This window comes from Streptococcus sp. GMD4S, assembly GCF_000296955.1.
Map to the genome: position 1 here is coordinate 1 of NZ_AJRE01000436.1, position 15,015 is coordinate 15,015.

General features: G+C 36.2%; 11 protein-coding genes, 2 tRNA genes and 1 pseudogene. 4 read left to right on the forward strand and 10 right to left on the reverse strand.

Translation table 11 applies throughout. The features are described 5' to 3' along the window. From GMD4S_RS10455 to GMD4S_RS10490, 8 genes and pseudogenes are all read right to left on the reverse strand, one after another. Positions 1-568: RsmE family RNA methyltransferase (locus tag GMD4S_RS10455; protein ID WP_001188183.1), on the reverse strand; the 568-nt coding region annotated here is incomplete at its 3' end. Position 569: 1 nt separating this feature from the next. Continuing rightward, a complete protein-coding gene (gene prmA / locus GMD4S_RS10460; RefSeq protein ID WP_000451141.1) occupies positions 570-1,520 on the reverse strand; it encodes a 50S ribosomal protein L11 methyltransferase in 951 nt (316 codons plus the stop codon). A 12-nt stretch (positions 1,521-1,532) separates the two neighbouring features. Beyond that, on the reverse strand, positions 1,533-2,552 hold the full coding sequence (locus GMD4S_RS10465; RefSeq protein WP_001028050.1) for an AbiH family protein: 1,020 nt from the start codon (positions 2,550-2,552) through the stop codon (positions 1,533-1,535). Between the two features lie 50 nt (positions 2,553-2,602). Then, the gene (locus GMD4S_RS10470) at positions 2,603-4,786 is read right to left on the reverse strand and encodes a S8 family peptidase (protein ID WP_000529014.1); all 2,184 of its coding nucleotides are present in this window, start codon (positions 4,784-4,786) and stop codon (positions 2,603-2,605) included. A 61-nt stretch (positions 4,787-4,847) separates the two neighbouring features. Further along, entirely contained in the window at positions 4,848-5,882 is a 1,035-nt protein-coding gene (locus GMD4S_RS10475; protein WP_000747917.1) for an ATP-binding protein, read from the reverse strand. 116 nt (positions 5,883-5,998) lie between these two features. Then, a pseudogene (locus GMD4S_RS10480) lies at positions 5,999-6,148 on the reverse strand (7,8-dihydro-8-oxoguanine-triphosphatase); the annotation flags it as partial. Between the two features lie 242 nt (positions 6,149-6,390). Beyond that, on the reverse strand, positions 6,391-8,706 hold the full coding sequence (locus tag GMD4S_RS10485; RefSeq protein WP_000123177.1) for a P-loop NTPase fold protein: 2,316 nt from the start codon (positions 8,704-8,706) through the stop codon (positions 6,391-6,393). Between the two features lie 45 nt (positions 8,707-8,751). After that, positions 8,752-9,222, reverse strand: coding sequence for a DUF3013 family protein (locus tag GMD4S_RS10490; protein ID WP_000257116.1), 471 nt, complete (start codon positions 9,220-9,222; stop codon positions 8,752-8,754). 115 nt (positions 9,223-9,337) lie between these two features. Here GMD4S_RS10490 and GMD4S_RS10495 point away from each other — a divergent pair, with 115 nt between their 5' ends. The 4 genes from GMD4S_RS10495 (at position 9,338) to GMD4S_RS10510 (ending at position 11,949) form a co-directional block, all read left to right on the forward strand. Then, complete coding sequence (locus tag GMD4S_RS10495) at positions 9,338-10,609, forward strand: replication-associated recombination protein A (RefSeq protein WP_001113236.1); 1,272 nt, start codon at positions 9,338-9,340, stop codon at positions 10,607-10,609. Positions 10,610-10,874: 265 nt separating this feature from the next. Next, positions 10,875-10,947: transfer RNA gene (locus GMD4S_RS10500), tRNA-Lys, on the forward strand. 351 nt (positions 10,948-11,298) lie between these two features. Then, positions 11,299-11,814 carry a DUF308 domain-containing protein gene (locus tag GMD4S_RS10505; protein ID WP_000672739.1) on the forward strand — a complete coding sequence of 172 codons (516 nt, stop codon included), beginning with the start codon at positions 11,299-11,301 and terminating at the stop codon, positions 11,812-11,814. 62 nt (positions 11,815-11,876) lie between these two features. Next, positions 11,877-11,949 (forward strand) — tRNA-Lys (locus GMD4S_RS10510). Between the two features lie 140 nt (positions 11,950-12,089). On the opposite strand, the gene GMD4S_RS10515 is transcribed toward GMD4S_RS10510, so the two are convergent. Beyond that, positions 12,090-13,178 (reverse strand): AI-2E family transporter, encoded by a 1,089-nt coding sequence (locus tag GMD4S_RS10515; RefSeq protein WP_001055015.1) that lies wholly within the window; start codon positions 13,176-13,178, stop codon positions 12,090-12,092. Between the two features lie 9 nt (positions 13,179-13,187). Then, positions 13,188-14,477 (reverse strand): membrane protein, encoded by a 1,290-nt coding sequence (locus tag GMD4S_RS10520; protein WP_001062785.1) that lies wholly within the window; start codon positions 14,475-14,477, stop codon positions 13,188-13,190. Between the last annotated feature and the right edge of the window lie 538 nt (positions 14,478-15,015).

Consider the following 15,015-nt stretch of genomic DNA (forward strand, 5'->3'; position numbering starts at 1 on the left):
CTTTTTCAAGACCAGTGACTGCTTGTAAGAGCGCAGCAGCTTCTCCCTCTTTTGCTGATTCTTCATAAGCCACCACAATTGAGTCAAACTGGTCCAGCTGGGCTAGAAAATCTGCTTTTTTCTCAAAAAGCTGGATACTTGGTACAATATTACGCTTGCTTTGTTCTGCTGCTCCAAGGGCAATTTTTTCTAGCTTTTCAACCTTTTTACCCAATTTCTTACCATCCCATTTGGCAACTGACCAGTCGGCAGGAAAGGCCCAGATTTGACTAGCTCCTAGTTCTGTTACTTTCTGAGTAATAAACTCCAGCTTGTCTCCCTTGGGAAAGCCAGATGCAATGGTGACTTGAACGGGCAGTTCCACATTGTCAGCTAATTCTTGAACCAACTCAAACTGACGCGCTTCCACATCTATCACGCGCGCCAAACGCTTGATGCCATCATCAAAGACCAAGGTCACCTCATCCTCTTCTTTCAGCCGCATGACCTGAAACATATGCTTGATGGTTTCCTTGTCCTCGATAGTTACAGGAGAGATTGCACTGCCTTTGACAAAATACTGCTGCATGCTAGCCTCCAATCACACCAGAAATATCCTTGGTCTTCTTAAAGACACAGGCATTCCATTCCCCTTGAATCATGTGGGTTTCAAGGAAAAATCCAGCTGACTCAGCTGACTCGCGCACCATGTCCCACTTGTCCTTGATAATCCCACTCATGATCAGGTAGCCTTCGTCCTTGACCAAACGATAAGCATCGTCTGTCAGATGAATGAGAATATCCGCCAAGATATTGGCCACAATGACATCTGCTTCAATCTCCACACCCTTGAGCAAATCTCCAGCAGCAACATGGATGTTTTCCATGCCAGGGTTGAGCTCGATATTTTCCTGAGCCACCCGAACCGCCACATCATCCAGGTCATAGGCGAAAATTTTCTTGGCACCAAGTAGCGAGCAGGCAATGGAGAGGACACCTGAACCAGTTCCCACATCTAGCACCGTTTCGCCACCACGAAGAACCTGCTCCAAGGCAAAAAGGCTCATCTTGGTCGTTGGATGCGTTCCAGTCCCAAAAGCCATGCCTGGATCCAGCTTGATAATCTTTTCTCCAGCAGTCGCCTCGTAGTCCGTCCAGGATGGCACGATGGTCAAGTCATGAGTAATGCGAGCTGGCTCATAATATTTCTTCCAGTTGTCTGCCCAGTCTTCCTCAGCCAAGGCAGTCGTGCCCATCTTGACCTCTCCTAGATCCATAAAGTCTGTCAGTTCTGCTAAATGAGCCTGCAAATCTGCCTCAACCACTGCCACATCAACCGTATCAGGGTAGTAGGCTGTCACCACGATTTCTTCTTGCTGCTCCACCTCTGGGAAGATCTCACCAAAACGGTCGACATTCCCCACATAGTCCATGCTGTCTTCGATCGCAACACCTTGCGCCCCCAGCTCAATCAAGAGATTGGAGACCAGCTCCTCCCCCTCACGCTTCACTGTAACTTTTAACTCTTGCCATGTTTCCATTTTGTACTGTGCTTACCTTTCCATCAGGTTAAAAATAGTCTTTCCAATAACAACAATAAGATTATCTCTTAATTTCTTCTCTAACTCTAAATCAATACCACTATTCTGTATGAATTTATCTTCTACCTTTCTGTATAAACGTTTCACCCTAGTGGGGTTTCCTGGATCAAAATTTGGTACATAATTATAAATTATGACAGGAACAGAACTACTGATTGATCGTTCAGCGATTTGACTCCAGATATACCTATCAGTCTCTCCCAAAGAAACCCCATAGAGAATAATAATATCAGAGTTTTTTATAATATCACTATTTTTAACATCCATATTTTCTCTATAGTTTTTCAAAACTAAACTTTTTATTAGAGATTCCTTTTGTTCTTCTTCTAAACTATTTGAAATTTGTGTTTCATCACTAACCCCTAAAACCGTGCAGACATCCACAGTCCCATGTGCATGAATTGGTGGCTCAATATAAAAATTATAAAGATTAGCTCGTAATTGATTCCTGAATGATTTTGCTGACTCATTATATAATTTATCGATAACATTTGTGTAATTAAGAGTTAATATATTCACAATATCGTGTTGATATAGATTTTCATTATATTTTTTATTGATAGCAGGTTGATTAATTACAGGGAGAGAGGTTATCATATCATCTAGAGTGCTTATAAAGTCAATTGCATTACCTTTCTCAAGATTTTTTTCTTGTTGTATGCGTAGATGTTCTCTTAAATCATCAACTACTTCACTAAAATCATCTATAAACTTCTCCTTCATTTCTATACTTGAGAAGATGAGGTCGTTATCTTTTGTCAATTTACCAATTGACAATTCAAAATCTGACCAATTTTCATAATCATTTACTTTATCAGAAAATAGCGAATCATAAATAAAATTTGAATATTCCTCCTCATTCTCTTTCCTACTTATGTAAACCTTATTTTGAAATTCATAGAAATCCTTATATCTTGTTTTCAAACCATATTGTAAATCCAAACCATTTCCGACGATATAGGTGATATTCATATCTTTGCCCTCTTGTATTCCTAATATCTAAAATAAGGTTAAAATATCCACTATTCAAATTCAATTTCTTCATTTAAACTATTAAAGAGATCTACTTGAGACTCAACTTGTAATCTATTAACTAGCCAACCTCTTAATTCAGCTTGCTGAATAAAATCTTCAATACGATTAACCCCATTTAATTCTTTTAATGTAACTACTACACCAAAACGTACTCCTTGTCCATCACCACTTTTCAAACGTTCGATTGTTTTAATGCTCATCCCCCACTGAGGATTAGATGGATTTAAAATTGCTTTAGCTCTCTTTCTAGAAGTAAACGACTCTCCAATATGCTTGACATTATCCCATTTCCTAAATATATTTCTAGCTGCGTTTTCTCTCACATATCCTGGGGTATCTTCGGCATGCTGGTTGTCTTTATTTATCGATTCGATACCGTCTGACTTTAACCTACCAAAAGTAATCTGCATCTCAGTATTTGTATAATCAACCCCTTGATTTCTTGAGCAGTTAGGGAAATAACACATTGTTGCCTTAGCTACATATGGATAACTCTCACTAGAAATAGGTACTGGAAAATCATAATTATACGTATCATAAGCCCTAGAGATATCTGACACAATAAATTTAATTTCATCATCAGGTGTAGATAAAATATCATCCATTTTTATTGGAACAATACCATTTCCTATCAAAGATAAATCAGTGAATGTTTTCTTATCATTCCAGGGTATTGCTGCATCAATTAGCAAAGCCTTTGCTTCTTCTCGGCTAAGTCCCATAATATGAATGAGATAGGCCATTTTCCTTGCAATAAAAGGTGCCGCAAAACTTGTTCCAGCTACACGACCTAATCCTAGAGGTTCACAAACATTTATAAAGTCACCATTTCCCCCTCCATAATATGACACATCTGGTTTAACAAAGAATGATAAAACAATACCCTCTCGTGAATATGACACTGATTGATTATTAAAATCAACAGAATTTACTATTATAGAATTAAGTGAATCAGCAGGAGCACCTATTCTTTTACGTTTCCCATTTATTACTGAAGCATTTGTCCCAGCTATAATAAAAATTACATCATTCTCAAATTGAATTTCGTCTAATAAAGCTCCCTCTGCAGAGATAAAATTTTCTCTTATTTCATCATTGGACCCTAAAGAAAGATTCCAAACCTTAATATCAGAATTCTGAGAAACAATCTCTTTTATCTGTTTTATGATTGTAAATGAATTAAATCCACTTTGTAGTGACACACCAAAATGCCTTACTCTAAAATTTCCACAACCATCATCCAGATTAGGGTTCAAATTGACTCCATCAACGATTAAAGAAGTCACAGCTGTCCCATGCTTGTAATCTTGGCTATCTTTTCTAATATCAGGTGAGACGAAATCATGATATTCTACCCACTCATTAAAGTAAACTCTTTTGTCAAATAAGGTATCAATAACGCCAACAACTGGTTCGTTCATTGGAGATGGAAGATTTATTTTTAAATCATTATTATCTAAAGAAAAATCATCTATAGATAACTTAGAAAAATCTTCCACAATCATGGAGACAAGATAGGGAGCTTTTGATAGTAGCAATTCAATATTTTTTTCATCAAGCAAGACCGTGGTCTGATTCATAATATTAGCTTCTGAAATATCAATATTTAATTTATTCAGTAATCTAAAAATGTCTGTATGGACATCATAAAATGTCACGATAGAATTTTGAATATCAGAAACAGTAGTGTGCTCAACCCCAAAATTCTCAATAAAGCAAGAATCTCTCAAATACTGTTGAAATTTGCTTTTTGAAATACCATACTCCGAAAAATTTATAGAAGCAAACGTTGATGAATCAGAGAACATCTCACATGTTATCGCTCTATCAAAATGTTCCTCAAAAACTTCAATTATCTTACTTAAAACGGTTATTGTTTTATTAAGAGTATCTCTAGAAATATAATGAGTAACAATATGTTTTGTCTTCTCCTCATTGAATTTTGCTCCCACAATGGTATCATTAGGGAATGGATTCCCTCCTCCTACATTGAAATAGCCATTAATACGGTTACTTTTGGCAACAATTCGATTATAGTAAATACTGATCAAAATACCATCGATAATATTATTTTTTTCCCAATATGTTTTCGTTTCTTCTAATGAAAAATGAAGATACTTCAAATGTTCCAATGTAATTATTGCTTTTTTGGGTATAGTTATTGGTCCCATACCATTATTTCTTGATTTTTGTGTAAAACTTTTTCCACGTAATGTCAATAATGTATTCATGTCAACCCTCGCTTAATTCTCGTGATACACTACTTTTAGAAACACCTGTTAAAATTTCAATTTCTCTAACTGTAAAACCTAATTCTGATAATTTAGAAATAGATAAATTTTTTCCACTATGCAAACTTCTTAAGAGACGTTTTTGATAATCATGTGGATCTTGTGGATCACTAAATGCCAATGATGTTCGTATCATATTCCTTAAATCACCTGGATTTGGAATTGTATTAGAACTATATATAATTTTTTTAAATAATTTCAAATCTCTGGCTACATTCTTAAATTGCTTTAATAACTCATTTAAAATAATAGTAGCTACTTCTACTTTATCTTCATCAGTATAACGGTCAAAGTCAATTATGGCATCGAATCTTCTCGTAACTGCTTTATCAAGATTTTCAAAAAGATTTGTTGTTGCAATTAATACAATTTCTGGTGACAGCCTATCCAACTCCTTTAAAAAGGCAGAAGTCACTCGTCCCATTTCTCTCAAATCATTCTGATTAACCCTATCCAGTACTATGGAATCAATTTCATCAAATAGGATGATATAATTTTGTTTGAAAGGAAGATTATTGATTTCATTAAAAAGAGTTGCTAAGTTTTTGACTGTTTGCCCCAGCTTACTATCTACTAAGTGACTGAAATCTACTACAAGTAATTCCTTGCCAATAAGTCTAGCCACCTGCTTTACACTTTCAGTTTTCCCAGTACCTGGAGATCCCACAAATAAAAATTTATTTATTCCAATATGATGATTGACAGCGTTTATTATTCCTTTTAAATCATTCATAAGTGAAAGAGGCAATGGGAGAGGACCAATATCTAGTTTAGCAGGAGTCAAATACTCACTAGGATTCTCTATTTGTGGCATGAATCTATCACTTTGGGACATTAACCCCATAATATATTGTGCTAATTGTGTATCACCATGTTTATTGAAGTTCCGAGCAATTGCTATGGATTGATTTCTAAATTCTGTCTCTCTGCCCTCATAATGATACTTTATTAAATCAAGAACATCTGATTTTTTCATGATTCATTCCTCCTTACACAAATAATACTATATTTTTGGGACGAAATCAACTATTTTGGGACAAAATAAAAAGAATAACCTTGAAAGGATATTCTTTTAATGCAATACTATATCAGATTTTCCCTGACACTCTTTCCACCACATGGCAACTCCCACATATTGGGCCAAGGAATGCTGGACTTATCATCCCGCAAGATAGTTAAAATCCTATCCCCACAAAAAAGGGCAATCTTACAGCCTGTAAAATCAGTAATTTCGATTTCCATGTTAGACTCCTTCAGCTAATGCCTTCTCCAGCTCCTCTAACCAGTTTGCATAGTAGCGTTTCTCGTCTCGCACCGCCCTACTGTTATTTGTTTTCTGTTTGACAAACTAAATTGTCTAGTATTTTCATGATAAAAATTCATTCGAATAACTTTCATTAGTCTTGGGAAGATTAAATATTGCTAAGGAGATATAACGATCTTTAATAACATAACAATATAAATCAATGATTTAACCAAGATGTTTACCTGTTGGCTCTATATTTCATATCACTAAGCCATCTTTTTATTTCTTTTTTACAGACCTCAAAAATTTTATCTTTGAGGTCTGTATTATCTTTTTCGAAACATCCTTTCCATAAATTTTCATCTTCTACTTCGTAAACTAGGATATTTTGATCACTCAATTCTTCTTTAAATTCTGTGAGACGAGATGGTTCGTGAGAATGTAGACCACTATAACCTATGTATGGATATAGTATAAATTCATCAAAATCAGTTACAGTTACAATAATACCATTTCGTAGTGGCTGGTGATTTGGATTAGCATTCTCCGAATAATCATATGGATAGAATAAAATGACACCAACTGTATTTTCTCTCTCTACAATGGCTCGTGCATCATCAACTCCTTGAGAAGGATCATAAAATTCCTCTGCAAAACGATAAGTTCTTCCATCATATATACCTTTCTTTCCTGGTTCAGATAATTGCAACAAGATATTTTTGAACTTTTCATCATCAATACCCAATTTTTTTAGATAATCTGAGAATTCTATATCAAAGTAGTAAAATTCCTCAGTTTGAGAGTCTATATGATTAATTTTTAAAAAAGCAGTCTCATCTGAAAGTATCGTTGGTTTTGAAGCTATTTGCTGCAAAAATTCGCGAATATGGGATTTCTTATTATTAAACTCAGTCAGTGATTTAGTATGTCCATACCGACTTCGACTATCCTCGAGAGTAAAAGAGTAATCAAAAGATTGTGTCGTTAATTGATCTATTATTTTACGCAGTATAAACTTAATTTTTAAAGAATGCAAGTCATTATTATTAAAAAAACTATTCTCAAATTGTTCATATTCTTCTTTAGATAATTCCCCGACAAAATCTAGTAAGTCAATTAACTCCCAATAAAATTTCAATATCATCGGTCTATAAAGTTCATTTATACCTTTATAAAGAGTGGAATTCATAAACTTGTAAAGTTCAAATCCCTTGGAATAATAAGTTCTTCCCTCATATTTTCTACCATAATTTAACTCCCTATTATTCATTCTATTCACGAAATAGGAATCTAGAATAGTAATAAAATTATAACTTAGGGGTAGCCCTTTATTATTAATCCTGTGAATATAATCCAAAATACCTAAATCAGGGACAACAATGATATTAGGTTCAGAAATATAATCTGATTTTTCCAATAAAGATATTGCAGTGGATATATCTGTAATTAGCAATGTCGAAACATTACAATCAAAGAATAACCTTTTATTTTTATCAATCATATCAATAATTGTAGCTTTATTACATTTATCTAATTCATCAATGGAAAAAGTGATATTAAAGTATTCAGACATGTTTTTCAGAAGCCGTAGTAACTGACGCTCTTTTAACTCCTCAGTAACAATACTTTTTAACTCCCGAGACAACTCTTCATTATTATTTGAAGAAATTTTCCCTCTTAATTGTAATCCCGATTTTATTATTCCTATATCAGCACTTAAATCAATAGATGACTCGGCTGATATATCTGAAGTAGTTGATTCTAAATATCTTTTTGTATCTGTTATTTCTACATCAAAATACTGTAGCTGTTGTTGAGAAATAAGCAAGAACTCCTCTAATTTTATCAGCTCGCTCGCTTTTTTTTCAAAATACTCAACCTTTTGATACAGTTCGTCAATGTTTTTTCGAAAATTTGAAATATCTACTCTATTTTTTTGAAACATAGGAAACTTACTGTTTTGGAGTTCGTTCTGTTTATTTAAAAGCTTAAACTGTTCAAATAAATTACTAGTTTGATTTGATAACTCGTTGCATAAATTATAAATATTTGAATCAATCTCAAATTTTTCCTCAATTTTTTTCAACCTTTTACGTATTATTGAAAAATTTTTGCTTCTTTGATTCTGTTCTAACCAATCATATTTTTTTACTTTTTCCTTAGCATTATACTCTAGAGTCGGATAATACCTGCCATCATTATAAACATAATCACCAATATCACGTTCAATATCGTTCATTCTTCTGGTAATAGCGTTAGGAATTTGCATCAAAATTTCTCTATGAAAATCTTTATTACCACTAAAAAAAGATACATTCACTACAAGAATTTCTTTGTCATCTTTAGCACCTCTACGATTTTTAACAGATTCCAAAGAAATATTTTTCAGACTTGATTTTCCTGATCCTCTGTTACCACATAAGACAAAAATCCCTTTCTCTTCTCTGTATATAACCTGCAACTGCTCTACTATTTCTCGTTCTGTCGGCAATAATGAAAAATAGTCTCTAGCATCTCGGCTATAAGCACCAATATATTTTTTTTCCGCTGTCAAAATTTACCCCCCTTTACATTTACTCAAATCAAGCTTGTCTTCTTCCTAATACCTCGGATAAGGATAAAATTCTCCTTCTTCCAAGCCGACTTTTCCTTCTTCAAAGACTTCTTGGTTCCATTCCATGACGAACTCTTCTGCTTCTGGGTCTTCCAAAAAGTCCATAAGCGCATCTAAGCCAATCTCAGCTGTATCCTTAAGAAACAGTGAAAAATAGTTTAAAAATTCACGAGAGAAGCCTTTCTTTGGTAAGTAAGGAATGACAGTCAGATAATCGTCTGCATTAACTGTTGACTTAGCAGGATTGTAAAAAAGCACTGCTTCTTCAAAGAGAATATCATCCGAAGAAACCTCTCCGTCTTCATCCACCATCTCCACACCTGTAGCGTTTTGCGCTTCCAAGAGAAAACTCACTTCAACCGCGTGGTTGCGCTTGTCCCAGCTAATCTCATAGTCAAAAGGAAAGTTCTTGTCCAATTCTTCCTCTAAAACATCTAAAAATCCGTATGTTGCCATTTTGTCCTCTTTCTATGCGACTCTTTAATCGCCCCGATTGCTCGGAAATATGCTAAAATAGATACTACCATCTTACCACATATACATCAGAAAATCCATGTTAGAAAGGACTGCTATGCCAGACAACCTCGCGCTTCGCATGCGCCCTAAAACTATCGACCAAGTCATCGGTCAAAAGCATCTGGTAGGACCTGGAAAAATTATCCGTCGTATGGTGGAAGCCAATCGTCTGTCTTCCATGATTCTCTACGGACCTCCAGGAATCGGCAAAACCAGTATCGCCTCTGCCATCGCTGGAACAACCAAGTATGCCTTTCGGACCTTCAATGCCACTGTTGATAGTAAAAAACGGCTCCAAGAGATTGCTGAAGAAGCTAAATTCTCAGGTGGCCTTGTACTGCTACTAGACGAGATTCATCGTCTTGACAAAACCAAGCAAGACTTTCTCCTTCCTCTCTTGGAAAGTGGACTTGTCATCATGATTGGGGCTACGACTGAAAATCCCTTCTTTTCTGTCACTCCTGCCATCCGTAGCCGTGTTCAGATTTTTGAGTTGGAACCTCTGTCCAATCAAGATGTCAAAGAAGCGATTCAGATAGCTCTAAGTAACCCTGAGCGTGGTTTTGATTTTCCAGTAGAGCTAGATGAGGAGGCGCTGGATTTCATCGCAACCTCTACAAACGGAGATCTTCGCTCTGCCTTCAACTCACTTGACTTGGCTGTTCTCTCTACCCCTGAAAATGATAAGGGCATCCGCCATATCACTCTTGATATCATGGAGAACAGTCTGCAAAGGAGCTATATAACTATGGACAAGGATGGGGATGGCCACTATGATGTCCTCTCAGCCCTGCAAAAGTCCATCCGCGGCTCGGATGTGGATGCCAGTCTTCATTACGCAGCCCGCTTGATTGAAGCTGGGGATCTGCCTAGTCTCGCTCGTCGTTTGACTGTGATTGCCTATGAGGATATTGGTTTGGCCAATCCTGAAGCCCAGATTCATACCGTAACTGCTCTAGATGCTGCACAAAGAATTGGTTTCCCAGAAGCTCGCATTCTCATTGCCAATATCGTGATTGATTTGGCCCTTTCTCCAAAATCCAACTCAGCCTATGTGGCTATGGACAAGGCTCTTGCTGACCTCAAAACATCAGGGCATTTGCCCATTCCACGACATCTGCGTGATGGACATTATAGTGGTAGCAAGGAATTGGGCAACGCTCAAAACTATCTCTATCCACACAACTATCCTGGACACTGGGTCAAACAAGACTACTTGCCAGAAAAGATTCGCAATCATAGCTACTTTTCACCAGAGGAAACTGGCAAGTACGAACGGGCCTTAGCCCAACGTAAGGAAACCATTGATAAATTAAGAAACTTGTGAAATCCTTTTCAAAAAAAATAAATTTTCCTCTTGAATTTTTTAAAAAAAGTGGTATCATATAAATATAGAAACGCTGTGGTGTACGACTTCACACTTAAGTGTTGACCGACTATTTTTTGTATTATTAGGGAAACAAAAGTCTTCTAACAGCATGTAGGCCGTCTCACACGGAAACAGCTTCAGTTAGAGCGAGTTGCCCACCTGCTTAATTGCGCGGGTTCAATACAAACCGTGAAGTTTCGGCACCAATACAGCTTTTTTCTTTGCCTCCTTAGCTCAGCTGGCAGAGCAGCGGACTCTTAATCCGTGGGTCACAGGTTCGATCCCTGTAGGGGGCATCTAAATACAACAGGAAAAGCCTTGATAACCAAGGCTTTTTTGCTTATCTATAACTGATTTGCCTCATCATTTGCCCCACTTTTAAATCTATCTTTTCTTTTTGAACCAAATTACATCTTAACAAATAGTGTAAAGCCAGTTACTTTTGCTTTGATGCCATACAATATTTTCATGTAGAGAAGACAAATTTTATCTTCTCTTTTTATTTTCAAAATAATAAAAACTGATTTTCTTTTCATAAATCAGACTGAAACTTCCAAATTTTCCATTTTGTTTATTGACATTTCCTCTAAAAAGGTGTATAATATTTTTATTATCAAACTATACTATACTATATAGGGGGTATTGAAATGAAATTTTCTAATCGTTTACTGCTATTCCTTGCAGGAGTTGTTTTTGTCCTTTTAGGACTTTTCCTATTTACAAACCCAGTAGCTAATCTTGTTGCTTACAGCTGGTGGATTGCATTTGGTTTACTGGTTTCTTCTATAGCAGCTATTTTAGGCTATTTCTCTGTACCAAAAGAGCTTCGCTCACCAGCTCATCTTTTCCAAGGGATTGTTAATCTTCTCTTAGCTCTTTACCTCGTTGCCTATGGCTTTGTGACGCTGCCAGTTGTCATTCCAACTATTTTAGGAATTTGGTTAATTGTAGAAGCCATTATAGCTTTCTTTAAAGGCAATCGTCTGGGATTGATTTTCCCTATTATTGGCAACCATATCATGTGGATAGCGTTGCTTGCATTTTTACTAGGTCTAGTGATTTTGTTCAATCCAGTAGCTACAAGTGTCTTTGTCGTTTATGTCGTTGCCTTTGCATTTTTAATTGTTGGTTTCACCTATATCCTTGATGCCTTTCGTAAATAATCTAGCTGTCATTTTGGGCATATTAAAATAGCTGGGAAGTTACATTCTCAGCTTTTTCTGTTGCCTCCTTAGCTCAGTTGGTAGAGCAGTAGACTCTTAAGCTATGGGGCGCAGGTTCGAGCCCTGCAGGGGGCACATCTAAATCAACAGAAATAAGCCTTGAAACCAAGGCTTTTTTTAACGTCTAATAGCTTTTTGTAGAAAAGTATTTAAAAATAAAAGAGAAGAGAATCTCTCACTCTCTTCTCAGTATATCTTATTAAATTTAGTTTTTCTTAATCTACCTGATTTTCCTTTGCAACGACAAATTCTTTAACCAGTCGATAGATAACAGCAAATACGGGGGTAAAGAATATCATTCCAAGTAGTCCGAAAAGATTCCCTCCGATACTAGCAGCCGCAAGCGTGAAAAGGGCTGGTAAGCCAATAGATTGACCTACAACTCTAGGATAAATAAGGTTTCCTTCAATCAGCTGTATAACTTGATATAGAAGAAGAGAAAGTAAGGCTTGAGTAGGACTCACTGTGAAGATAAAAATCGCTCCCACAACACAAGCAATCATAGGCCCTACATAAGGAATGAACGATAGCACTCCTGCAAAGATACCTGTCATTACTCCATAGGGTATCCCAAACACGCTGTAACCAACCGCTATCATAACTCCTATGATAACTGCTTCAATCAGCTGACTCATCAAAAATTGGTCATAAGTCTCTAGTGCTACTTGTCCAATGTAAGTCAACTTTATCACCACCTTCTCTGGAAGAAAAACTTTTAGAAGTCGACTCGTCATCGCTGCCAAATGTTCCTTACTGGATAAAAATAAAAAGGTGAAGACTATAATCAAAAAGGCATTCATCAAACTTGAAAAAATATTGCCGATATTACTAGTCAGACCTGATAAAAAACCTATCAAAGCTTGGCTAATAGAATTAGATTGTCCCTGTATGCCTGATACGATAGTTGACAACATGTCTTTGGTTACAAATTCCGAGCTGCCTAGCAATTTCCCAAGTTGAGTAAGGACTGTTGAAAGGACTGTTCCCAGCTGACTAATAGTCTGGGCTAGGGTTGGCAGCACCAAAACCAAAAGAGCAATCACGATTAAGATAAGAGCTAGGAAAACAAGTACCATGGCAATCGGACGACGCAACTCTGCCTTTACCTTCAATTTAACTAAGTACTGTTCAATTTTTTTCATAGGAACATTAAGCACAAAAGCAATAACAGCACCATAAATCAAGGTTGATATTACATCAAAGAGAGAGATTGCTCCTGATATAAAGCTCGATGCATTCAGAATTACAAGAGCAACCAGCCCTATAAAAAGTATTAACGGGGTGTATTTTTTTACTAAGTTCATAAATTCTCCTTAATAAACATGTTTAGATACGACTATACTATTTGGTTTTTCAAACTCTCGATTAAGGTAGGCTTGGTAAGTTCCTGGAGCGATAAATCCTTTGGGTGAGAGGATATCGGTGCCAGCCTGACCGACTATGGTATCAGCCAAGAGCACACAGTTTGTAGATAAGACAAAGTAGGATTTAAACTTAGATTTGATAAATTTATAAAGTTCCCCATCTGTCTCATGTCTGATTTTATAAGCGTAGGTGTAGTCTTCCTTACCATCACCTGTCATGATTTTATCTGCACTTGGCTCCCATGGAATCGTCAGTTGTTTCAATTCAGCCAACTTTTTCTGAACTGCTTTTTCCATTTCAGGCGTCAAATCTATCCCATAACCAAAAAGCGTTTTTTGACTCTCACGTTTACATAGATCAATGTACTTATCGCGGTCACAGAAATATAAGACACCATCTCCTACCATACCAAATAAGGTCTCAGATGACGGATCATAGTTGCCATAAGAAATAACACGGCCCTGATAGCAGATATCCACATGACCAATAGCTGAAAACAGGGAGGTCTCAGCTGTATGAACAAAAATTTCTAGCTCTGCTGTCTTACCAGACTTCACTATTCCAAGATGGATATCTTCTTCCTCATCAGCATTTTCCAGCATAAATTTGTTAACTTTTGCTAAAGTTCTTGCAGGGATGAGAGCGGCTAGGACAATAGGTAAGCTAATTCTAATACGACGTTTGAGATGGTTTTTCCCAATTTCCCCTTCAAATAAGAAACCGTCACGGATATTGGACAGACCATAAAGGAAAAAATAAGCCCCTAAAACAAAGAGTTGAAAGACAGAATTTCCCGTAGAGGACAAAAGACTAGCTCCACCAAGAAAAACTAGTAGAATACCATCTAGTAAGAGACGAAAACGAGGTCGAATATTATTTTTACGGTAGAGAACATAGGTGACAAGATTAATCGTGGCCCCAAAAATCTGATAAACTCCAATCACAAGAGCCAGAACATAAATCGGTATATCAGTCGCAAGATTAGAACCTAGCAAATATCCCAGCACTAACAATTTAACCAGTGCAACTCCCAAGGTATCCGTTGACTGGCTTTTTTTGAAAACTCTTAATAGCAAATCTACGACCGTTGCTATCCAAGCTAAAAACAGAACCAGGCGAATAACTGTTACTGGCAACCAAGTCCCCGTGACCATCAAGATGAGACCTAGCAGAACAAACAAGAACCCCTGAGCAAGTAATTTCTTACCTGTCAGACCTAAAGATAGAATTTTCGCCATATAAAAACCTTTCAACAATAAAAATTAAACACTACGATTAAACTGACTAGTAAATAGCCAACACTACAAACAGCCTGTGCCAGCAACATATGGTGACTAGAAATGACTGTAGTAATGTCACCATCTTGTCTTATGCACTTCTAAAATTTGTTATATTGATTAGAAACCAGAGCTTATAAAAACTAGCTAAACTCGAGAGATAGACACAATTGCGACGAAAAAATGTATAACCAATTCAACTTGTTAAGGTAAGAAAGCATTATTTCCAATCTATTAATTATTCATCTATTGCCTATTATGACACAATATTCCCTATAGTTCAACTTTTTACTTGTTTTTATATTACACGGACTAAAAAGTTTTCAACAGTTGATTGCATTTGTTTTAATAAGTTTTAACCTTTCTTGGTTAGATAAAAAAAGAACCATACAGTTTAGAATCTGTATGGTTTTTGCCCCACTTTTGTCCCATTTTTAAATCATGACATTGAAAATACCTAAAATCACTTATATTTCAATATTTTTAATTGCTCTCAATA

Coding starts and splice junctions, on each gene's coding strand:
- prmA (WP_000451141.1), bottom strand. CDS start 1,520: ATGGAAACATGGCAAGAGTTAAAAGTTACAGTGAAGCGTGAGGGGGAG.
- GMD4S_RS10465 (WP_001028050.1), bottom strand. CDS start 2,552: ATGAATATCACCTATATCGTCGGAAATGGTTTGGATTTACAATATGGT.
- GMD4S_RS10470 (WP_000529014.1), bottom strand. CDS start 4,786: ATGGGACCAATAACTATACCCAAAAAAGCAATAATTACATTGGAACAT.
- GMD4S_RS10475 (WP_000747917.1), bottom strand. CDS start 5,882: ATGAAAAAATCAGATGTTCTTGATTTAATAAAGTATCATTATGAGGGC.
- GMD4S_RS10490 (WP_000257116.1), bottom strand. CDS start 9,222: ATGGCAACATACGGATTTTTAGATGTTTTAGAGGAAGAATTGGACAAG.
- GMD4S_RS10495 (WP_001113236.1), top strand. CDS start 9,338: ATGCCAGACAACCTCGCGCTTCGCATGCGCCCTAAAACTATCGACCAA.
- GMD4S_RS10505 (WP_000672739.1), top strand. CDS start 11,299: ATGAAATTTTCTAATCGTTTACTGCTATTCCTTGCAGGAGTTGTTTTT.
- GMD4S_RS10515 (WP_001055015.1), bottom strand. CDS start 13,178: ATGAACTTAGTAAAAAAATACACCCCGTTAATACTTTTTATAGGGCTG.
- GMD4S_RS10520 (WP_001062785.1), bottom strand. CDS start 14,477: ATGGCGAAAATTCTATCTTTAGGTCTGACAGGTAAGAAATTACTTGCT.